Origin of the sequence: Solwaraspora sp. WMMA2080 (assembly GCF_027497395.1) — a bacterium.
Classification (GTDB): Bacteria; Actinomycetota; Actinomycetes; order Mycobacteriales; family Micromonosporaceae; genus Micromonospora_E.
The window spans coordinates 2,982,441-3,002,685 of record NZ_CP114910.1; the positions used below are offsets into that span (position 1 = coordinate 2,982,441).

A 20,245-nucleotide genomic window follows, 5' to 3' on the forward strand; every position below is an offset into this window, starting at 1 on the left:
GATACCCGCGCCGGCTCGCGATAAAGTGCCGCCCATGCGGGCCCTCTTGGTGGTCAATCCGAAGGCCACCACCACCAGCGAGCGCACCCGGGACGTGATCGTCCGGGCGTTGCGCAGCGAAGTCGACCTGTCGGTGGCGTCCACCCACCGGCGCGGGCATGCCGTCGCACTGGCCAGGGCGGCCGCTGAGGACGGCTTCGACGTGGTGGTCACGCTGGGCGGCGACGGCACCGTGAACGAGGCCGTCAACGGCCTGATGACGTCCACTCCGGCGATGGAGACGCTGCCGGGTGCGGCAGCGGACCGGCTGCCGGCGCTGGCGGTGGTGCCGCTCGGCTCGACGAACGTCTTCGCCCGCGCGGTGGGGCTGCCGCCGCAGTGGCCGGAGGCGACGAGCGTACTGCTGGAGGGTCTGCGGACCGGGCGGTTCCGTACCGTCGGGCTGGGCCGCGCCGACGGCCGGTACTTCACCTTCTGCGCCGGGCTGGGGTTGGACGCGGCGGTGATCCGGCAGGTCGAGCGGGCCCGACTGCGCGGGCGCCGGTCCACCGTCGGCCTCTACCTGCGGTCGATGGTCAGCGAGTTCTTCATCGGAATGGACCGGCGGCATCCGGCGATCCGGTTGGAGCGGGCCGGTGAGCCGGTGGCGACGGAACTCGCCACCGTCGTGGTGCAGAACACCGCGCCGTGGACCTTCATCGGTGAGCGGGCGATCAATCCGAATCCGGAGGCGTCCTTCGATCTCGGCCTGGACGTGATGGCGCTTCGCCAATTGCATGTGCCGAGCACCACCCGCACTTTGGCCCAGGTCGCCGCCAGCCGACCGGATCCGCGCGGCCGCCAACTCGTCCGACTGCACGATTTGTCCGAATTTACGCTATCCGCAACACAGCCGCAGGCCTTCCAACTCGACGGAGATTATCTCGGAGAGCGGCTCAAAGTCCGTTTCGCGGCGGTCCGAGAGGCCTTGCGAGTAGTCTTCTGACACTCTCCGTAACAGAGCTTCGACTGCGGAGCGTGACCAGAGGCACGGAAGACACGTGGCCGAAATGCCTGCACTGCGGCGCGGAACGTACTACATTGATTCTTGACTGTCGCACTCCGGGTGTCGGTGAGCGTCAGAAAACGGACAAATAGGTCGTGACGTTGCTCACCCGATTGGACTTTTTCTGAGCGCTGCTCTTGACATCGCAGGGGTTCGTGAAAGTATTCACAAGCGGACCGATTCACCCGGGACGTTGCCTGGATGCGCTCGCCACGCGGCAGCTAGGAGCAACGTTCCACAGGCTTACGCCTGCTCACGCGCTGCCGATCCGACGGATGCAATCCGTTGTGGCCGACTGCGCGGGCGCATAAAGAAAGACCGGAGCATTTACCGCCACCGATCCAGAATGAGGAGTGTTGCCGCCATGGACTGGCGTCACCATGCTGTCTGCCGCGACGAGGACCCGGAGCTGTTCTTCCCGATCGGGACGTCCGGCCCCGCGATCCTGCAGGTCGAGCAGGCCAAGGCTGTCTGCCGGCGCTGCTCCGTGACCGACCAGTGCCTGCAGTGGGCGCTGGAGTCCGGACAGGACGCTGGCGTCTGGGGCGGGATGAGCGAAGAGGAGCGGCGCGCCGTCAAGCGTCGCGGCGGACTGCGCGTCCTGCGCGCTCAAACTGCCTGACCCACCCGACCACCACCAAGCGACGTCCGTACGGCGCCCCGGAGCTGTCTCCGGGGCGCCGTCGTACCTGGCACCCCGGCGGCTCCGAGCCGGCAACCGCCACGGTACGCGGCACCCACTCAGACCGGCACCGGCGCGGCCGCCCAGTCGACCCGCCGCAGCACCAGCCGGGCCAGCTCCGGTGCGCCGGCCAGCGGTGCCGCCGCACAGACCGCGCCAGCCTGCCGGGCCGACGCCATCGCCGTGTCATAGAGCAGGCCGGGTGCCAGGAAGTACGCGGCCACCGCGACGCGCCGGGCACCCGCCGCACGCAGGGTCTCGACCGCCGCCCCCGCAGTCGGCGGTGCCGCCGAGGCGAAGCCTTCGACACACGGCACCCCGACCTCGGTGCCGAACGCCGTCGCGGCCACCGCCACCGTCTCCCGGGCTGGAGCCGACCGGGTGCCGGCGGCGGCCAGCACCACGGCGTCCCAGCCGGTGCCGGCCTCGGCGAGTCGCCGCCGCAGCCCGGCAGTCAACAGCGGGTCCACCGCGTCGGAACCGACCGACGGGCCGAGCACCCGGGTCGTCGTCACCGGCATCCGCAGCCCGTCGCGGTACGCAGCCCGCACCACCTCGGGAATGTCCACCCGGCCGTGGAACGCCTCGGTCAGCAGCAGCGGCACCACCGTCGCCCCCGGATAGCCGGCAGTCTGCAGGTCGGCCAGCACCGCCCCGGGACGCGGTCCGGCGTGGTCCAGGTACGCGGCCCGGACGTCGACCCCCGGCCGGGCCGCAGCGACCGCCCGGACCAGCGCCCGCGTTGCCGTCGCCGCCTGCAGGTCCCGGCTGCCGTGCGCCACCAGCACGATCGGCCCGGTCATCCGTGCAGGCCGCACTCGGTCTTCTCGAACATCGCCCAGCGGCCGGCCCGCGGGTCCTCGCCGGCGGTGGTACGCCGGGTGCACGGCCAGCAGCCGATCGAGGTGTACCCCTGCTTGAACAGCTCGTTGACCGGGATGTTCCACCGGGACACGTAGGCGTCCACATCCGCCTGGGTCCACGCCGCGATCGGATTCACCTTGACCCGGCCGCGTCGGGCGTCGAACCCGACCACCGGGGTGTTCGCCCTGGTAGGCGACTCGTCACGGCGCAGCCCGGCGGCCCAGGCGTCGTAGTCGCCGAGCGCCCGCTCCAGCGGCTCGACCTTGCGCAGCGCGCAGCACTCGTCCGGTGACCGGTTGAACAGCCGGGGACCGAACTCGCCGTCCTGCTGGCCGACGGTCATCCGGGGCCGGATCGACCGCAGGTTCACCGGCATGGTCGCGGCCACCTGGTCACGGACCCGCAGCGTCTCCGGAAAATGCAGCCCGGTGTCGAGGAACACCACGTCGACGCCGGGTGCCACCCGGGAGACCAGATGCGCCAGCACCCCGTCCGCCATCGAACTGGTCACGCAGAACCGGTCACCGAAGGTCCGCACCGCCCACCGGGCGATCTCCTCGGCCGGGGCATCCTCCAGCTCCCGGCCGGCGCGGTCGGCAAGGGCCTGCAGCTCGGCCGGGCTGCGTCGGGTCGGCTGCTGGTCGGCGGCCGGGCCGAGCCGGATCAGGTTCAGGTCGGCGGCGAGCACCGGGCTCATCGGGACACCCCCTTGCGGGCCAGCAGTCCGGTGAACTTGACGGTGAAGACCCGGGCGCAGTCGTGGCACTCCCAGGCGGTGTGCGCGTCGGCGTGCGGGCGGAGGTTCTCCTCCCCGCAGTACGGGCAGTAGAGCGGTGCCGCGCGTGTCTCGGTGCTCACCGCACCTCACCTCGCTCGTTCATCGCAACTCCTCCTCATCGGCCCGGACGACCCAGCTGGCGAACCGCTCGCCGTCGGTACGACCGGCCAGGTAGCGGTGGACCACGCGTTCGACGTACTCGGGCAGCTCGTCGGCGGTGGTCTTGAGACCCCGTACCTTGCGCCCGAAGCCGGCGGTCTGCCCCTGGGCCATGCCCAGGCCCCCGCCGAGATGGATCTGGTAACCCTCGACCTGCTGGCCGTCCGGCCCGACGACCAGCTGGCCCTTGAGCCCGATGTCGGCAACCTGGGTACGGGCGCAGGCGTTCGGGCAGCCGTTGATGTGGATCGAGATGTCGGCGTCCTCAGCGAGACCGGCCGAGGCCAGCCGCTGCTCCAGGTGAGCCACCAGCTCCTCGCCACGCCGCTTGGTCTCGACGATGGCCAGCTTGCAGAACTCGATCCCGGTGCAGGCCATCGTGCCGCGCCGCCAGGTGGACGGCCGGGCCTCCAGGCCGATCGTGCGCATCCCGGTGACCAGCGACTCGACCCGGTCCGGCGCGATGTCGAGCACCAGCAGTTTCTGGTACGGGGTGAGCCGTACCCGGTCCGAGCCGTGCTCGGCGGCCAGGTCGGCCAGGGCGGCGAGCTGGCCGCCGGAGACCCGCCCGACCACCGGGGCGACTCCGACGTAGCGGCGGCCGTCGGCCTGGGGGTGCACCCCGATGTGGTCCAGCGGCTTGGCCGGCAGCTCCGGAGCCGGCCCGTCCAGCAGGGTCCGGCCGAGGTACTCCTTTTCCAGTACCTCGCGGAACTTCTCGGTGCCCCAGTCGGCGACCAGGAACTTCAGCCGGGCGCGGTGACGCAGCCGGCGGTAGCCGTAGTCGCGGAAGATGCCGACCACGCCGGCCCACACGTCGGGCACCTCGGCCAGCGGCACCCAGACGCCGAGCCGCTGGGCGATCATCGGGTTGGTGGACAGCCCACCGCCGACCCACAGGTCGAACCCAGGGCCGTGGTCGGGGTGGTCGACGCCGACGAACGAGATGTCGTTGACCTCGTACGGTGTGTCGGCCAGCCAGGAGATCGAGGACTTGAACTTGCGGGGCAGGTTGGAGAACTCCTTGCTGCCCACGTACCGGCGGACGATCTCGTCGATCGCCGGGGTGGGGTCGATCTTCTCGGCGGCGGCGACGCCGGCGACCGGGCTGCCGAGCACGATCCGGGGGCAGTCGCCGCACGCCTCGGTGGTCTCCAGCCCGACGTCCTCCAGGGCCTTCCAGATCGCCGGCATGTCCTCGACCCTGATCCAGTGCAGCTGGATGTTCTGCCGGTCGGTGACGTCGGCGGTGCCCCGGGCGTACCGCTGCGAAATGTCGGCGATGGTGCGCAACTGGGCCAGGTTCAGCTGGCCGCCGTCGATGCGCACCCGGAGCATGAAGTACTCGTCCTCCAGCTCGTGCGGCTCCAGCACGGCGGTGCGCCCGCCGTCGATGCCCGCCTTGCGCTGGGTGTACAGGCCCCACCAGCGGAACCGGCCGCGCAGGTCGGCCGGGTCGATCGAGGCGAAGCCCCGGTGGGCGTAGATGTTCTCGATCCGGGCCCGGACGTTGAGCGGATCGTCGTCCTTCTTGGTCCGCTCGTTGGGGTTGAGCGGCTCGCGGTGCCCGAGCGCCCACTGTCCCTCGCCACGCCGGCGGCCGGGTCGGGTCGGGGTGCTGCTGCGCGCCATCGCGGCGTCCTCCGTGTCTGCGGGTCGATCTCGGTGGGCGGCACGGGCACCTGCGCCGTCATCGACGACGGGGCCAGAAGGAAGGCCGGCGCGGAATGCCGCCCGGAACACAAAAAGGTCGGGCGTGCCTCAGTTAGCCGGACAGATGGCGCTGCGGACGCGACCGTAATCGACGTGGCGGCGGGCCACGAAGCGGCGCTCAACGGCAGCGGTCATGGCACGAATGTTGCCACATCCGTACCGGTCAGACCAGCGCACCGTAGCCGACGTCCCACATGACGGGCGGGCTGTGGGCCGGCTCACCTGCGGCCGGCGGGGTCAGGGAGTCACCTGCGGGCCAGCGGGACCACCAGCACCGCCTCGGTGCCGCCGCCCGCCCGGTTGCGCAGCTCGATGGTGCCGCGCAGCTCGCCGGTGGCCAGGGCCCGCACGATCTGCAGGCCGAGCCGGCCGCCCGCGGTCGCGTCGAACTCCGCCGGCAGTCCCTGGCCGTTGTCGACCACCGTCACGTGCAACTGCTTGCGGAACCGGTGCACCGTCACCACCACCTCGGCGGCCGGCTGCGACGCTCCGCCGCCCTCGCCGGCCGGCGGGAAGCCGTGCTCGACCGCGTTGAGCAGCAGCTCGTTGAGCACCATCACCAGCGAGGTGGCGATCTCCGCCGGCAGTACGCCGAACGTGCCCTCCCTGCGCATGACCACCTCGACCTCGGTGGCGGCCACTTCGGTGGCGGCGCTGGCCACCCGGTCCAGGATGCCGTCGAACTCGACCGCCTCGTCGCTGGACATGGCGAGGGTCTCGTGCACCAGGGCGATCGACGCGACCCGGCGTACCGACTCCTCCAGAGCCGCCCGCGCCGCCGGCTGCTCCACCCGACGTGCCTGCAGCCGCAGCAGCGCCGCCACCGTCTGCAGGTTGTTCTTCACCCGGTGGTGGATCTCCCGGATGGTGGCGTCCTTGGTGATCAGCGCTCGGTCCCGACGACGTACCTCGGTGATGTCGCGGACCAGCACCAACGCACCGATCGGCACACCGGCCGGCATCAACGGCAGCGCCCGGGTGAGCATGGTGGCGCCACGGGCCTCGATCTCCTTGCGGGCCGGCGCCTCGCCGCGCAGCGCGGCCAGGATCCGGTTGGCTGCGTCGGTGCCCTCCAGCGGGTCGTCGGCGAGCCGGTGGCACAGCGCGGCGAGGTCCTCACCCACCAGGTGTGCGGAGAAGCCGAGCCGGCGAAACGCCGACTGGGCGTTCGGGCTGGCGTACGTGGTCTTGCCGCTGGCGTCCAGCCGGATCAGCCCGTCACCGACCCGGGGCGCCGAGGTGGTCTCGCCCGGGTGCCGGGCTGGCGGGAAGGTGCCGTCGGCGACCATCTGGGCGAGGTCGTCGGCGGTGGTCAGGTAGTTCAGTTCGAGCTGGCTGGGGGTGCGGGCGGTGGACAGGTTGGTGTCCCGGCCGACCACCGCGATCACCCGCCCGGCCTCCCCGACGGTCGGGCGCATCCGGACCGGCATCGCCTCGTGCCGGGCCGGCGTGTTGCCGTACCAGACGGGGTCGCCCTCGCGCCAGATCCGACCCTGGTCGTACGCGATGGTCAGGTGCGCCACCTCCGGGCCGTCCACCGTCCGCCCGACCTGGTCGTCCTGGTACGCGGTCGGCGCCGTGGTGGGCCGGACCTGGGCCACGCACAGGAACGAGCTGTCGGCGTCGACCGGCACCCAGAGCAGCAGGTCGGCGAAGGACAGGTCGGAGAGCAGCTGCCACTCCCCGGCGAGCCGGTGCAGGTGGTCGATGTCGACCGGCCCGAGGGAGGTGTGCTCCTCGACGAGATCACGCAGCGTGGACACCCTCGTAGCCTGCCATGCGGCGGCGGGGCGGGCACAGCCGTCACCGGGTGGAGGTGACCTTGGCCAGCCCACGGGGCGCGTCCGGGTCCTCGCCCCGGGCCAGCGCGAGGGCCAGGGCCAGCTGCTGCGCGGGCAGGATGTCCAGCAGCGGCGCGTACCGCTCGTCGACGTCGGGCACCCCGATCACCGCGGCCGGACCGGTCACCGCAGCCGGACCGGTCGGGCCGGTCCCGATGGCGCCGGCCCCGGCCCCGATGGCGAGTACGTCGGCCCGCCGCTCACCGAGCCGGCGCAGCACGTCGCGCATGGCGGTGCCGCCGGGCCCGGAGCCGACCACGGCGAGCACCGGCACGTCGGGGTCGGTCATCGCCAGCGGGCCGTGCAGCAGGTCGGCTCCGGAGAAGGCGAGCGCCGGCAGGTACGACGTCTCCATCAGTTTCAGGGCGGTCTCCCGCGCGGTCGGGTAGCCGTACCCGCGCCCGGTGGTGACCAGCCGGGCGGCGAACCGGTAGCGCGGGGCCAGCTCGGCGGCAGTGGGATCGGCCAGCACCCGGTCGGCGAGCGCGGGCAGGGCGTCGAGGGCAGCCCGCTGGTCGGGCGGCAGCACCCCGTCGCCGGCCCGAATCCCCTCGACCAGCATCAGCAGGGCGAGCAGCTCGGCGGTGTACGTCTTGGTGGCGGCGACCGCCCGCTCGTGGCCGGCGGCGATGTCGACAGTGAGCTCGGCGGCGGCGGCCAGCGGCGATTCGGGGGTGTTGGTCACCGCCACGGTCAGCGCGCCCTGCTCCCGGGCCACCGCCAGCACCTCGGCGAGGTCCGGTGAGCCGCCGCTCTGGCTGACCCCGACGACGAGCGCGTCCCGCAGGTCGGGGCGGGCGCCGAAGAGGGTCACGGCGCTCGGTGAGGCCAGCCCGGCGGGCAGCCCGAGCCTGATTTCGCTCAGGTACGCGGCGTACAGCGCGGCGTGGTCGGAGGTGCCCCGGGCGGTGAACACCACGTGGCGTGGGCGGCGGCCGGCGATCGCCGCCGCCACCTCGGCGATCGGCTCGGCGTACGCCGGCTGCAGCAGCCGGGCGTAGCCGGCCGGCTGTTCGGCGATGTCAGCGGCCATCCCGGCGCCGGGGCGGGCGGCACCTGCCCCGTCAGCTGCCCGGTCAGCCGTCCCGGTCTGGTCCGCCACCGGCTTCCGCTGCGTCACGACGCCTCCCTGTCTGCGCGATTCAGCTCGAGCGGTGATCATTCTTGCACTTTTCGGCTGGCTTACGCAATGAAGCGAGCAGCAATGCGCAGGGGTACGACGTTTGGCGCTTCGTGCCCTAGGCTGCCGGAGCCAGGGGGGACGATCGGCTACGAGGATCGGAAGAACGTGTCCGAGGGATTGCACGACCCGCGGCTGGCCGCCGAGGGCGAGCTGGCACTGGCCCGGATGGCACTCGACGAGGGTGACTACCGGCACGCCGCCGACCACGTCGCCGGTGCGATCACACACGCGCCGACCCTGCCCGAGGTGCACGAGATGCTCACCCGGCTGGCCACGCGCACCGGCGGCGGGCTCGACCTGTTCCCGCTGGACGAGCAGGTCTTCATCGGCGCCGTGGTGGCCCGGGCGCATCTGCTGGCCGCCGCCGGCCGGGCCGGCGAAGGGCTCGAACTGCTGGCCGCCGCGACCGGGCACGCGCCGACCGTGGACTGGGCCGGGGTGCCCTGGGTGGGTGCCGAGGACCTGCCGGCCCGGCTCGACCCGGACCAGATCGCCATCGTGCTGATGCAGATCTGCGCCAGCGTGCCCGACCCGGTCCCCACCGCCGACCGGCCGCCACTACTGCCGTATCTGCGGCTCGCCGGGCACGCCACCGCCGCACACCCGGACCACGGCCTGCTGCTCGGCGCCAGTTCGGCGCTGGCCCGCCGGCTCGGGGAGATCACCACCGCGCTGGACTGGGCGACCCAAGGGGTCCGCGCCGAGCCGTCCAAGCTGGCCGAGGTGTGGCTCGGGTACGCGTACCGCAGCGCCGGGCGCACCGGCGCGGCGATCGCCGCCCTCCGCCGGGCGAGCGCCCACGACCCGGACGACCTGTCCATCTACGCCGACATCGCCGGCACCCTCGCCGACGTGGGGCGCCTCGACGAGGCAATCGACTGGATCGAGCGGGCGCTGGCCCGCAACCCCACCTTCGACTGCGCGGTGCACACCGCGTACCGGCTGCGCTACCGGCGGGACGGTGACCTGCGCCACCTGATCGCCCTGGCGGACTTCCAGCGGGACCACCCGGACGACTCGCACGAACACCACGACCTGGCCGAGTGCTGTCACGACCGGCCCTGGCTGGCCCGGCTGCCGGCGGCCGGTGGTCCGGTGGTCGCCACTCTCGAACGGGCGCTCACCCGTGGCCTGGTGCCGAGCCGGCTGTCGCTGCGCCAGCCGGAGCCGCCCAGCGCGATGCGGCTGCTCGGCACGGCCCTGCCCGGACTACCGGTCACCGTGGAGCGGACTCCGACACCGGATCCCCGTCAGCCACGCCGCACTTCGGTACGGCAGCTCTGGCGCTACGCCGGCTGGCAGGCCGACCCGGCGCTGGACCACCCGTCGCCGCAGGCGTGCGAGCGGATCCGGCAGATCGCCCAGCCTGTCTGGCACCACCCGCCGGCGGCGTACGACAGCGCGGTGATCCTGGCCACCCTCGACGCGGACGACCTGCTCGGCCTGCTGGTGCACCCACCGCCGCCAGCGGATCCCGCCGGCACCGACCCGGCCGGCTGGCTGCGGTGCGTGCAGGTGTGGGCCTGCCTGGGCATGCTGCACCACCGCACCGACGAACCCTGGCCCGACTCGACCCGGCGCCGGGTGCTCGTCGACGTGGCCTGGGGTGTCGAGGACTGGGCCGCCGAGGCCGCGCTGTTCGCCCTGGTCACCGCCGCCTGGGTGGATCCGGCGGTACGCCCGGACGTGGCCCGGGTGGTGGCGGAGCGGCTCGCCGACGCGGTGGAGGTCGCCGGGCACCGAACCGTGCCGATCCTTTGGTCGTTGGCCCACCTGGCCCTGGCGACCCCGGAGCTGGACCCGGACACCGCCAGCACGGCACGCCGGATCGCCGGCCGGTCAGCGCGGGTCCCGCGCCAGCGCCGGCCCGGTCTGATCCGTCGGCTGCTGGGCCGAGCCTGATCCCCCGTCGACCGGTCCGCAAGAACCTATTCGATGACCGCGATCAGGTCGCCTTCCTGGACCACGTCGCCCTCGTCGACGGCGAGCTTCTGCACCACCCCGTCGGACTCGGCGACCACCGGGATCTCCATCTTCATCGACTCCAGTATCACCAGGGTGTCGCCGTCGGAAACGGTGTCGCCGGCGGCGGCCACCACCTTCCAGACGTTGGCCACCATCTCGGCCCGGATCTCTTCGGCCATCGGCCGGCCCTCCTCCGTACGCCCGGCTCGCCGGGCGGCCCCGTCCCTCGCGCCGGCCCATCGGCCGGCCCGTCCCGTAACCACCGGCCCGTCCCGCATGTGCCGGTTGCGCGACATCCGAAAGGTATCCGATGACGTGCCCGTCGCGCATGCCGCTCGTCGGACCCGCCTAGCATCAACGGGTCAGCTCCCGGTCTACGGGAGACACCGTCCGACGGGAGGACAGATGGCCAAGAAGGCCCGTAAGAAGAAGGCACGTAAGAAGAGCGCCGCCAACCACGGCAAGCGCCCCAACTCCTGATGCCGTGGGTCGCCGGTCGGGCCACCCGGCCGGCGGCCCGCAGCAGGGTCAGTCCGGCAGGTACTCCCGCGAGTCCGCGTCGAAGACGAACTCGCTGAGCTTGGCGCGCAGCCGGTCCCGCAGCTCGGCCGGTGCCGTCTCGTTGCCACAGCAACGCGCGACGAGCGCCTTGACCTCCTGCTCGATGCCGTACTCCCGCAGGCACGGGGAGCACTCGTCGAGATGGTGCCGGATGAGTTCCCGCCGCTCCTCGGCACACTCCAGGTCCAGGTAGAGGTAGACCTCGGCGAGTACCTGACGGCAGTCCTGGTCGAACGAGTCACCGCCTTGCACGATCGTCACACCTCCTGGCCGGCCGCGGCGGGCTTGGTCGAGCGGACCCGGTTGAGGCCGCGATCGGTGGCGTAGCGCTCCAGCATCCCGCGCAGATTGCGCCGCCCGCGGTGCAACCGGGACATGACCGTCCCGATCGGAGTCCCCATGATGTCCGCGATCTCCTTGTAGGAGAAGCCTTCGACGTCGGCAAGGTAGACGGCGAGCCGGAAATCCTCCGGCAGTTGCTGCAGGGCCTGCTTGATGTCGCTGTCCGGCAACCGCTCCAGCGCCTCGGTCTCGGCCGATTTCAGTCCGCTGGAGGTGTGCGACTCGGCGGCGGCGAGCTGCCAGTCGGTGATCTCCTCAGTCGGCGCCTGCACCGGCTGGCGCTGCCGCCGACGGTAGGAGTTGATGTACGTGTTCGTCAGGATGCGGTAGAGCCAGGCCTTGAGGTTGGTGCCCTCCTCGAACTGGTGGAAGGCGGAGAACGCCTTCAGGTACGTCTCCTGCACCAGGTCCTCGGCGTCGGCCGGGTTGCGGGTCATCCGCAGCCCGGCCGCGTACAACTGATCGACGAAGGGTAACGCGTCACGCTCGAACCGCGCGCGCCGCTCGTCTGTCCGCTCTGATCGGGTCAACCGCTCGTCCCCCCTCGACTGTCCCGCCGAGGATACGCGCAAAGGCTGGCCGGCCGTCGCGGTTCGACCAGGTGTGCCCGTACTCACCGGTTGTGTGGCAGGCTGACCCGTCCAACGCGGGGCGGGCTCACCGACCCGCCGCGCGGCTGACGCCGGCCGGACCGGTCCGAGGGGTCGGGACGGCCCCGGCGCGGCAAGCCCTTCCAGGGTCCGAAATTCGGGTGACCATTCGAAGGCGTCCCGCAGTCGACGGCCACCGTCGGGCTGGCCCGCGGGCTGCGTCGCGCCGCGTATGTGGATGCGCACCGGTTCTCCACCCCTTCATCGAGACTTAGCTCCCGGGGTAGTAACGCGGGCCGGGTGGTAGCGCATTCCAACCCGTCCCGGCCCCGGAACCCGGTGACGGGCTCCGGAACCGGGAAGGGCCTGGGAGTTCCCGCGGCGGTGTCGCCACCGCGGCGCTCCGGACGCCGGCTCGGCGTCGCGGACACCCGATGCAACGACGGGTACCGGGCACCGGACACGGCCCGGCCGTGCGGTCACCGGCCCGCCCAGCCGTGCCGGACCAGCCAGTCGACCACCACGTCGGCCGTGCCGGCCGGGTCGACCCGCAGATCGTGCCGTTCACCCGGCCGGACCACCACGTCTCGGCCAGCCGCCGGGTCCGGCACCCCGAACGGGTCGCGGTCGCCGTTCACCACCAGGGTCGGCCGACCGGTGTCGAGCTCGTCCGCCCGGGTCCGCTCCGGACGACCGGGCGGATGCAGCGGGAAGGCGAGGGCGACGACCGCGTCGGCGTGCACCGCCGCAGCCGTACGACAGGCCACCCGCGCCCCGCTGGACCGTCCGCCGACGATCAGCGGTGGCGCGGGGGTGAGCCCGGCGACCACCTCGGTGACCACGGCACGCCAGGCCTCGTCCAGGTGGTGGGCCGGCGCGGGAGCCCGCCGACCGGCGACCCGGTACGGCTGGGTCACCAGGGCCACCGCAACCGCTGCCCGGGACGCCGCTGAGCGCACTGCGGACAGGTCGGCGGCGGTCACGTCGCCGCCGGCACCGTGCCCGAGCACCAGCAGACCAGCCGGGGGCACCGGCGGGACCGTCAGGTCGACCCAGGCGGTCCCGCGCGGCGTCGGCACCGACCGCCGGTCGACGCTCGGGCCCACGGTTGCGCCCGGGTCGGCCGGCTCGCCCCGGCCCACCGGCCCGCCCGGGTCCACCGCCTCCGGCTGGTCCGGGTGGCTTCGCTTCACCGGACCATTGTGCCGTGGTCGCCGGGCGTACCCGCCTGGCAACGCCCCAATCAGCTCAGCGGCACCAGGGTGAGCAACCGGTCGCGGACCGGTGGGCCGGCTTCGTCGACCGGACCGGGATCCGGACCACCGGAGTCCCGCCAGGCCACCTGCATCGCCCGGCGTTCCCGTGGGGTCGTCGCCCCCCAGACGCCGTGGCTGTCCCCGGCGTCGAGCGCCCAGGCCAGGCACGGCCCCTGGACCGGACAGGTACGGCAGAGCGCGACTGCCGCGTCGGCCGGTTCGCTCGGCGCGGGAAAGAACGTCTCCGGGTCGACGCTCTGACAGACCCCATGAGTCCGCCAGGCCTCGTCGAGGCGGCGTTCCGCCATCGCTGTGAGCAGCCTGGGGTCGCGGCGCGCGGCAGCGACCTCGTGTGGACGGGGCATTCGCGCCCGTGTCATTACCCACCTCCCCCGTGGGAACTTAGACATTGATCAACATCGTTCATCTGCGGCGAATCGGAATCCACTCTCGGCGCTGGTTTCTATCGCACTTCGGCAGGCGCAGACAAGGGCCTGCATCGATTCTGGGGAAAATACGTCTGGCGATTCGGTCCCAACACTGGCAAACCTCCACCTGCGTAGTCGGCCGATCACCGAACGCGGGACCCTGGTGTCGCCGCCGCGTGTGGGAGCGGTACCATCCGCAGGGTCAGAAGAGCTCCGGCTGCGCCGTCGGACCAGCCGGCCCCGACCCGCCCCCCGGAGCGACCCGTTGCACCAGTTCAGCGCCGTTGTTGCGGACGTTGCCGACCGCTGTGCCCACCGGCCGAATCTCGATGAGGTCCAGGTAATTGTCATCCGGCGCAGCCAACAGGGCGGTGCCGTCCACGTCCGGATCGAGCCATTCGGCCCAGCGGTCCTCCGGCAGCAACAGCGGCATTCGATCATGAACCTCGGCGAACGGCCCGACCGCCGCAGTGGTAATCACACTGCTCGTGATCATTGGCTCGGCCCGGCCCCATACCGACCAGAGACCGGCGAACGCCAGTACCCGGCTGTCGACCGGGGTCATGAAGTACGGCTGCCCGCCGCCGCGCCGGGCACCGGGCGGGCGTACCCACTCGTACCAGCCGTCGGCCGGCACCAGGCAGCGACGGCGGGCGAACGACGGCGCGAACGCCCTACTGGTCGCGACCGTCTCCGACCGCGCGTTGATCATCCGCGCGCCGATCCGGGGGTCGGCCGCCCACGGCGGTACCAGGCCCCACCGGGCAACGCTCACCACCCGGCGGGCGGCCGCCGGATCGGCGCGCGGCTGCGGCTGGCCGGCCCGGTCGCCCCGGGACAACCGCACGATGGGCACCGGATCGGTGGGTGCCGCGTTGTAGTCGGCCGCCAGCGGGCCGCCCGTGTCGTCCAGCGCCTCGAACAACGCGGAGAGATCCGCCGCGCTGCGCGTGGTCGCGTACCGCCCACACATGGTGCCCAGGCTAGTTGGTCGGCCCGGCGGGGTTGGCACACTGTACGGGTGCCTGAACTGAGCAGCGTCCCGCTGCACCAACCGTGGACCGCACCCCGCGCCGCCGGTCCGGTCCGGTCCACCCTCCGACTGCCCGGCTCGAAGTCGATGACCGCCCGCGCCCTGGTGCTGAGTGCGCTCGGCACCACCCCCGGCGGCGTCGTCCGCCCGCTCCGGGCCCGGGACACCACGCTGATGGCCGCCGGCCTGGCCGCGATGGGGACCGGGATCGACACCGGCTCCGCGCAGCGCTGGCCGGTCGTCCCGGCCGCACTGCATGGCCCGACGCACGTCGACGTCGGCCTTGCCGGCACCATCATGCGGTTCCTTCCGGCGGTGGCCGGGCTGGCCGACGGCCCGGTCACCTTCGACGGCGACCCGCAGGCCCGGGCCCGCCCGCTCGGCCCGCTGCTCGACGGTCTGCGCCACCTCGGGCTGCGCATCGACGCCGCACCGACCAGCGGCCTGCCGATCACCGTGCACGGCACCGGGCAGGTCGCCGGCGGCGAGGTCGACGTCGACGCCTCGAAGTCCAGCCAGTTCGTCTCCGGGCTGCTGCTGGCCGCGCCCCGGTTCACCGGCGGGGTGCTGGTCCGGCACACCGGAGCGGTGCTGCCGTCCGCCCCGCACATCCGGATGACCGTCGAAATGCTGCGCGCCGCCGGCGCGGTGGTGGACGACTCGGTGCCACAGACCTGGCGGGTCGAGCCGGGCGAACTGCGCGGGCGGGACTGGCCGATCGAGCCCGACCTGTCCGGCGCGCTGCCCTTCTTCGCCGCCGCGCTGGTCACCGGCGGCACGGTCACGCTGGCCGACTGGCCGGCGCAGAGCGCCCAGCCGGTAGGCCTGCTGATCGAGCTGATCGAGCAGCTCGGCGGCTCGGTCACGGTCGACGCCGACGGGCTGACCGTACGGGGCACCGGCACGGTGCACGGCGTCACCGTCGACCTGCGCCAGGTCAGCGAGTTCACCCCGGTGATCGCCGCACTCGCCGCACTCGCCGACGCGCCGTCGCGGCTGACCGGCGTCGCCCACATCCGTGGACACGAGACCGACCGGCTGGCCGCGCTCGCCGCCGAGTTGACCGGGCTCGGTGCCGCGGTGACCGAGCTGCCCGACGGGCTGGAGATCGCCCCCGAACCGCTGCACGGCGCGGTGTTCCGCACCTACGACGACCACCGGATGGCGCACGCCGCCGCCGTGCTCGGGCTGGCGGTGCCGGGCGTCGAGTTGACCGACGTCGCGTGCACGGCCAAGACGCTGCCGGAATTTCCGGCACTATGGTCGGCGGTGGCGGCAGGAAACTGACCGCGACGGGAAGGAGCCGATCCTGGCCGGCAGGCGCAGGGAGTACGACGAGGACGACGTGCGGGTACGACCCCGCCGGTCGTCCCGGCCGCGTACCCGCACCCGCCCGGCGCACGACGACGCGGTCGACGGTTTCGTGGTCACGGTCGACCGGGGCCGCTACGGCTGCGTGCTCACCGGCCCGCCGGCCACCCAGCCGGTCGCCGGCCCGCCTCCAGTGGTGACCGCGATGCGGGCCCGGGAACTCGGCCGGCGCGCGGTGGTGGTGGGCGACCGGGTCGCGCTGGTGGGCGACGTCTCGGGTGACGCCGGCAGTCTCGCCCGGATCGTCCGGATCGACGAACGGGCCTCGGTGCTGCGCCGTACCGCCGACGACGACGAGAGCACGCCGGAAGGTCGGCTGGAACGGGTGGTCGTCGCCAACGCCGACCAACTGGTGATCGTCAGCGCGTTGGCCGACCCGCCGCCCCGGACCGGGTTCATCGACCGTTGCCTGGTCGCCGCATACGACGCCGGGATCGACCCACTGCTCTGCCTGACCAAGGCAGACCTGGCCGACCCGGCGCCGGTTGTCGACTACTACCGGGACCTCGACCTGGAGTACGTGCTGTGCCGACCCGGCGGTGACCTGACCGACCTGCGGCGCCGCCTGGCCGGTCGGCTCTCGGTGCTGGTCGGGCACTCCGGGGTCGGCAAGAGCACGCTGGTCAACCGGCTCGTGCCGGAGGCGTTGCGAGCGGTCGGCACGGTCAGTGCGATCGGCCGGGGACGGCACACCTCGTCCAGCGCGGTCGCCCTGCGGCTGCCGTACTCCGGCGTGTCGCCCGACGGTGCCGACACGCCGGCCGACGATGCCGATGTGGGTACTCGGGCCGACGCGCGGGTCGTCCCGGCCGGCGATCCCGGATGGATCGTCGACACGCCCGGCGTACGCAGTTTCGGGCTGGCCCACGTGTCGGCCGAGAGCCTGCTGCACGGCTTCGCCGACCTGGTCGAGGGGAGCCTCGATTGCCCGCCGAACTGCGAGCACACCGGCGACGCCGACCGGTGCCGGCTGGGCGGCTGGGTGGCGGCCGGCAACGCCGATCCGCGCCGGCTGGCGTCGTACCGACGGCTGCTGGACTCGCGGTCCGGGGACACCGAGACGGGCCGTACCGCGACCCGCGAGTGAGCCGGCCGAACCTTGCGCGGTAGGACATCCGACCATTGCGGTGAGTAATCAGATACCTTTCCCGCCATGGCCCGGTACGCCGACGATCTCTCCCTAGCCCATCTGCTCGCCGACACCGCGGACTCGATGTCGATGGCCCGTTTCCGGGCGCTCGACCTGCGGGTCGAAGCGAAGCCGGATCTCACGCCGGTCTCCGACGCGGACACCGCCGTGGAGAAGGCGCTACGCGCCACCCTGGCCCGGACCAGACCCCGCGACGGGGTGCTGGGCGAGGAGTTCGGCGCGTCGGTCGCGGCGGCGGGACCCGGCAACCGGCAGTGGGTGATCGATCCGATCGACGGCACCAAGAACTTCATCCGGGGCGTACCGGTGTGGGCCACGCTGATCGCCCTGATGGAAGGGGATCAGCCGGTGGTCGGCCTGGTCTCGGCACCGGCGCTGGGCCGACGCTGGTGGGCCGCAGTCGGTCACGGAGCGTACGCAGGACGACACACAGCCGCCGCGACCGCGATCCGGGTCTCCGGGATCCGCCGCCTCGCCGACGCCAGCTTCTGCTACTCCTCGCTGACCAGTTGGGAGGAGTCCGGGCGACTACCGGCCATGCTGGACATCATGCGGTCGGTGTGGCGCAGCCGGGCCTACGGAGACTTCTACGGCTACATGCTGGTCGCCGAGGGCGCGGTGGACGCGATGGTCGAACCGGAGCTGTCGCTGTGGGACCTGGCAGCGTTGATTCCCATCGTCACCGAGGCGGGTGGCACCTTCACCGATCTGACCGGCCGGGCTGGCCCGGCCGGCGGCAGCGCCGTGGCCAGCAACGGCAGGCTGCACTCCGACCTGCTGCACCGGCTCAGCTGACCGCAGCCGGTCTCAGATGGAGCGAATCGAGCGACCGTCTATCCTCGCCGGGTGACGTCGACCGGTTGGTGTTTTCTCGCGGCGATGATCGCCACGTACGGCGTCGCACACCTCTTCCAGGCGGTGGCCGCCGCCCGCACCACGGTCCGCCGCTGCTTCGACCCCGGTCTGCTGCTGCGACTCGCCCGGCAGCCGGTGTACCTGATCGGCCTCGGCTGCCAGTGCCTCGCCTTCGTGCTGGCCTTCCTCGCCCGGCGGGACCTGCCACTGTTCCTGGTCCAGGCGAGCGTGGCCGCCGCGCTCGGCGTGACCGCCCTGCTCGGGGTGCTGACCATGGGCTGGCGGCTGCCAGCCGCCGAGGTGGTCCTGCTGGTGCTGCTGCTGGTCGGAGTCACCGCGCTGGTCGTCGCCGCCCGACCCGCGTCGGCGCACCCGCTCGGCCCCCGCGCGGTGGCCGTCATCGCCCTAGCCGGCCTGCTGATCTCCGCTCTCGGTGCCGGGGCCGCCCGGCTGGACGGCCCGGCCGCAGCCGTCCTGCTCGGACTGCTCGCCGGGTTCGCTTTCTCCGCCGCCGCGGTCGCCTCCCGGCCGCTCGCCGGCACCGCCAGCTACCGGGACCTGGTCACCGAACCACTGCTCTACCTGCTGATCGTGCACTCAGCCATCGGTCAGTGGCTGATCGGCCTGGCGATGCAGCGCGGTTCGGTCACCGCCGCCATCGCGGCGATGGACGCGGCGGGCGCGGTCCCGGCCGCCATCGTCGGCCTGCTGCTGCTCAACGACAAGATCTGGCCCGGACGCGAGTGGCTGGCCGCGGTCGGTTTCCTGATCACGCTGGCCGCCGTGCTCGGTCTGACCCGGTACGCGACGACCCAGCACGCGCCCGAGACCACGCGGCCGGCCTGGGCCGGCAGCCCGGGCCAGGCAGACCGGACCGACAGCACAGGTCAGCCGGCCCGGATCGGCGTGGCGGCGGCCTCCGCCGGTGCGGTCGCCTCGATCCCCGCCAGATCGATCTCCACATCGACCGGCTCGACCGAATCGCCGTCGGGCAACTGCCCGGAGACGACGCCGCTCGACCCCGCCGGCACCGGGCCGCCGTGGCGCAACCCGAGCACCCGCTGGTAGAGCCGTTCGATGGCGGCGGCGGTCCGGTCCCAGCCGTACCGGCACCGGACCCGGTCGACCGCCGCGTGCCCGTACGCGAACCGCTCGGCCTCATCGGCGAGCAGCCGCCGCAGCGCGACGCCGAGCGCCCGGACGTCGCCAGGCGGCACCAGCCGACCGGTCACCGCGTCCACCACGCAATCGGCCACCCCGCCGTGGGCGTACCCCACCACCGGCACGCCGCACGCCATCGCCTCCAACGCCACCGTGCCCACCGGCACGTACCGGCTGGTGCAGGCGACCACATCGACCGACCGGTACAGCTGCGGCATCTCCCCGGCCGGAACCGCGCCGATCAGCTCGATCTGGTCGGCCACCCCGTACCGGGTGGCCACCTCCCGCAGCCGCCGCGCCTCCGGATGCCCGGCCAGCTCGGCCCGGTCGGGCCCGCCGGCGATGAGCACATCGACGTCGCCGACCAACCGGAGCGCGCCGATCAGCTCGTCATGCCCGGAGCCGGGGGTGAGGTCGCCGACGGCGAGCAGCCGGCGACGCCGCCGGACCGGCGGCGTGGGGTCCGGCGCGAACCGAACGGTGTCCACCCCAGGGGGAATCATCGCGACCGACGCGCGGTCCCGCCCCATCCGGGCCAGTTCGTCCACCTCCTCGTTGCACTGCGCGACGGCCGCGTCGACCACCCGGCACAGCGCCTGCTCGAGCGCGATCCGTTGCCGCGGCCCCCGGTAGCCCGGACCCAACTGCCGCTGCTGTTGACCACCGATGCTGTGGAAGGTCTGCACCAGCGGAACCCGGCTGCGGCCGACCGCGCTGGCGGCCGCGAGACCACCCGGCCAGAAGTGCCCGTGCACCACGTCCGGCGTCCACTCCCCGTCGTCCCACTGACCCGCCAGCCAGCGCCCGAATTCCGGCAGGTGGGCCAGCAGTGCGGCGGTGCCGAGCCTGGTCGGCGGACCGACCGGCACCCGGACCAACTGGTAGCCGGACGACGACTCGCCGTCCGGCTCGTCCGGTCCGGTCCGCCGCTGGTAGACCCGGACGTCGTGGCCGAGAGCGGCCAGTTCGGTGGCGAGCCGGGCGACGTGCTGCCGGGTGCCGGTGACCGGCTGCCCGGCGGTGCCGAGACGTCCGGGGTCACGCTGTGCGAGGTCACGGTGTACGGGGTGACCCATCGCAGCTCCATCGTGGGCAGACACCAGACCGACGCGCATCTTCACCTCCGTTGCTCGTCACGGGTGCTAGCGGTTCTTTCTAACCCCTGCGGTACGAGGATTCCTCCGGTTCCGGCGAGCACCACCCTCGGGTGAGATCCACGGGTGAAGTACGACGACCACGCCGGTGGTATGACACGCCCAAATCGGGGT

General features: G+C 72.8%; 19 protein-coding genes and 1 pseudogene. 7 read left to right on the forward strand and 13 right to left on the reverse strand.

Going from position 1 to position 20,245, the window contains the following annotated elements:
• The first annotated feature begins 34 nt into the window (after positions 1–34).
• Together O7543_RS13525 and O7543_RS13530 are read left to right on the forward strand one after the other, a co-directional pair.
• Complete coding sequence (locus O7543_RS13525; RefSeq protein ID WP_281553496.1) at positions 35–985, forward strand: diacylglycerol kinase family protein; 951 nt, start codon at positions 35–37, stop codon at positions 983–985.
• 424 nt (positions 986–1,409) lie between these two features.
• Positions 1,410–1,667, forward strand: coding sequence for a WhiB family transcriptional regulator (locus O7543_RS13530; RefSeq protein ID WP_123605230.1), 258 nt, complete (start codon positions 1,410–1,412; stop codon positions 1,665–1,667).
• Positions 1,668–1,786: 119 nt separating this feature from the next.
• On the opposite strand, the gene O7543_RS13535 is transcribed toward O7543_RS13530, so the two are convergent.
• The 6 genes from O7543_RS13535 to O7543_RS13560 form a co-directional block, all read right to left on the reverse strand.
• Positions 1,787–2,545: a CbiX/SirB N-terminal domain-containing protein gene (locus tag O7543_RS13535; protein WP_281553495.1), complete on the reverse strand. Its 759-nt coding sequence runs from the start codon at positions 2,543–2,545 to the stop codon at positions 1,787–1,789.
• Complete coding sequence (locus O7543_RS13540; RefSeq protein WP_281553494.1) at positions 2,527–3,288, reverse strand: phosphoadenylyl-sulfate reductase; 762 nt, start codon at positions 3,286–3,288, stop codon at positions 2,527–2,529. The genes O7543_RS13535 and O7543_RS13540 overlap by 19 nt, the downstream gene beginning before the upstream one ends.
• A complete protein-coding gene (locus O7543_RS13545) occupies positions 3,285–3,449 on the reverse strand; it encodes a hypothetical protein (protein WP_281553493.1) in 165 nt (54 codons plus the stop codon). Before O7543_RS13545 ends, O7543_RS13540 begins: the two co-directional genes overlap by 4 nt.
• A 19-nt stretch (positions 3,450–3,468) precedes the next feature.
• Entirely contained in the window at positions 3,469–5,160 is a 1,692-nt protein-coding gene (locus tag O7543_RS13550; protein ID WP_281567425.1) for a nitrite/sulfite reductase, read from the reverse strand.
• 326 nt (positions 5,161–5,486) lie between these two features.
• A complete protein-coding gene (locus O7543_RS13555) occupies positions 5,487–7,004 on the reverse strand; it encodes a PAS domain-containing sensor histidine kinase (RefSeq protein WP_281567426.1) in 1,518 nt (505 codons plus the stop codon).
• A gap of 40 nt (positions 7,005–7,044) precedes the next feature.
• A complete protein-coding gene (locus tag O7543_RS13560; protein ID WP_281567485.1) occupies positions 7,045–8,115 on the reverse strand; it encodes an SIS domain-containing protein in 1,071 nt (356 codons plus the stop codon).
• Positions 8,116–8,430: 315 nt separating this feature from the next.
• On the opposite strand from O7543_RS13560, the gene O7543_RS13565 reads away from it, so the two are divergent.
• Positions 8,431–10,167, forward strand: a complete 1,737-nt coding sequence (locus O7543_RS13565) for a tetratricopeptide repeat protein (protein WP_281555455.1) — start codon at positions 8,431–8,433, stop codon at positions 10,165–10,167.
• Positions 10,168–10,193: 26 nt separating this feature from the next.
• On the opposite strand, the gene O7543_RS13570 is transcribed toward O7543_RS13565, so the two are convergent.
• The 6 genes from O7543_RS13570 to O7543_RS13595 form a co-directional block, all read right to left on the reverse strand.
• Entirely contained in the window at positions 10,194–10,409 is a 216-nt protein-coding gene (locus O7543_RS13570; RefSeq protein WP_123605236.1) for a biotin/lipoyl-binding carrier protein, read from the reverse strand.
• Between the two features lie 349 nt (positions 10,410–10,758).
• Complete coding sequence (gene rsrA, locus O7543_RS13575; RefSeq protein WP_123607142.1) at positions 10,759–11,043, reverse strand: mycothiol system anti-sigma-R factor; 285 nt, start codon at positions 11,041–11,043, stop codon at positions 10,759–10,761.
• Positions 11,044–11,048: 5 nt separating this feature from the next.
• Positions 11,049–11,870, reverse strand: coding sequence for a sigma-70 family RNA polymerase sigma factor (locus O7543_RS13580; protein ID WP_348650132.1), 822 nt, complete (start codon positions 11,868–11,870; stop codon positions 11,049–11,051).
• Positions 11,871–12,202: 332 nt separating this feature from the next.
• A complete protein-coding gene (locus O7543_RS13585) occupies positions 12,203–12,829 on the reverse strand; it encodes an alpha/beta family hydrolase (protein ID WP_281555454.1) in 627 nt (208 codons plus the stop codon).
• 137 nt (positions 12,830–12,966) lie between these two features.
• The gene (locus tag O7543_RS13590; protein ID WP_281553490.1) at positions 12,967–13,359 is read right to left on the reverse strand and encodes a WhiB family transcriptional regulator; all 393 of its coding nucleotides are present in this window, start codon (positions 13,357–13,359) and stop codon (positions 12,967–12,969) included.
• A gap of 250 nt (positions 13,360–13,609) precedes the next feature.
• Positions 13,610–14,380 carry an SOS response-associated peptidase gene (locus O7543_RS13595; protein ID WP_281553489.1) on the reverse strand — a complete coding sequence of 257 codons (771 nt, stop codon included), beginning with the start codon at positions 14,378–14,380 and terminating at the stop codon, positions 13,610–13,612.
• Positions 14,381–14,428: 48 nt separating this feature from the next.
• On the opposite strand from O7543_RS13595, the gene aroA reads away from it, so the two are divergent.
• The 4 genes and pseudogenes from aroA to O7543_RS13615 form a co-directional block, all read left to right on the forward strand.
• Positions 14,429–15,727 carry a 3-phosphoshikimate 1-carboxyvinyltransferase gene (gene aroA / locus O7543_RS13600; protein WP_281553488.1) on the forward strand — a complete coding sequence of 433 codons (1,299 nt, stop codon included), beginning with the start codon at positions 14,429–14,431 and terminating at the stop codon, positions 15,725–15,727.
• A 22-nt stretch (positions 15,728–15,749) separates the two neighbouring features.
• A complete protein-coding gene (locus O7543_RS13605) occupies positions 15,750–16,898 on the forward strand; it encodes a ribosome small subunit-dependent GTPase A (protein WP_281555453.1) in 1,149 nt (382 codons plus the stop codon).
• Positions 16,899–16,964: 66 nt separating this feature from the next.
• On the forward strand, positions 16,965–17,756 hold the full coding sequence (gene hisN, locus O7543_RS13610; protein ID WP_281553487.1) for a histidinol-phosphatase: 792 nt from the start codon (positions 16,965–16,967) through the stop codon (positions 17,754–17,756).
• Between the two features lie 84 nt (positions 17,757–17,840).
• Positions 17,841–18,623, forward strand: a pseudogene (locus tag O7543_RS13615) (hypothetical protein); the annotation flags it as partial.
• An 80-nt stretch (positions 18,624–18,703) separates the two neighbouring features.
• On the opposite strand, the gene O7543_RS13620 reads toward O7543_RS13615, so the two are convergent.
• Positions 18,704–20,053, reverse strand: a complete 1,350-nt coding sequence (locus O7543_RS13620) for a glycosyltransferase (protein WP_281553486.1) — start codon at positions 20,051–20,053, stop codon at positions 18,704–18,706.
• Positions 20,054–20,245 lie beyond the last annotated feature (192 nt).

Bases quoted from the DNA above. Each gene is read 5' to 3' on its own strand.
- O7543_RS13525 (WP_281553496.1), top strand. From the start codon at position 35: ATGCGGGCCCTCTTGGTGGTCAATCCGAAGGCCACCACCACCAGCGAG.
- O7543_RS13530 (WP_123605230.1), top strand. From the start codon at position 1,410: ATGGACTGGCGTCACCATGCTGTCTGCCGCGACGAGGACCCGGAGCTG.
- O7543_RS13540 (WP_281553494.1), bottom strand. From the start codon at position 3,288: ATGAGCCCGGTGCTCGCCGCCGACCTGAACCTGATCCGGCTCGGCCCG.
- O7543_RS13550 (WP_281567425.1), bottom strand. From the start codon at position 5,160: ATGGCGCGCAGCAGCACCCCGACCCGACCCGGCCGCCGGCGTGGCGAG.
- O7543_RS13560 (WP_281567485.1), bottom strand. From the start codon at position 8,115: ATGGCCGCTGACATCGCCGAACAGCCGGCCGGCTACGCCCGGCTGCTG.
- O7543_RS13565 (WP_281555455.1), top strand. From the start codon at position 8,431: ATGGCACTCGACGAGGGTGACTACCGGCACGCCGCCGACCACGTCGCC.
- O7543_RS13570 (WP_123605236.1), bottom strand. From the start codon at position 10,409: ATGGCCGAAGAGATCCGGGCCGAGATGGTGGCCAACGTCTGGAAGGTG.
- O7543_RS13590 (WP_281553490.1), bottom strand. From the start codon at position 13,359: ATGACACGGGCGCGAATGCCCCGTCCACACGAGGTCGCTGCCGCGCGC.
- O7543_RS13595 (WP_281553489.1), bottom strand. From the start codon at position 14,380: ATGTGTGGGCGGTACGCGACCACGCGCAGCGCGGCGGATCTCTCCGCG.
- hisN (WP_281553487.1), top strand. From the start codon at position 16,965: ATGGCCCGGTACGCCGACGATCTCTCCCTAGCCCATCTGCTCGCCGAC.
- O7543_RS13620 (WP_281553486.1), bottom strand. From the start codon at position 20,053: ATGGGTCACCCCGTACACCGTGACCTCGCACAGCGTGACCCCGGACGT.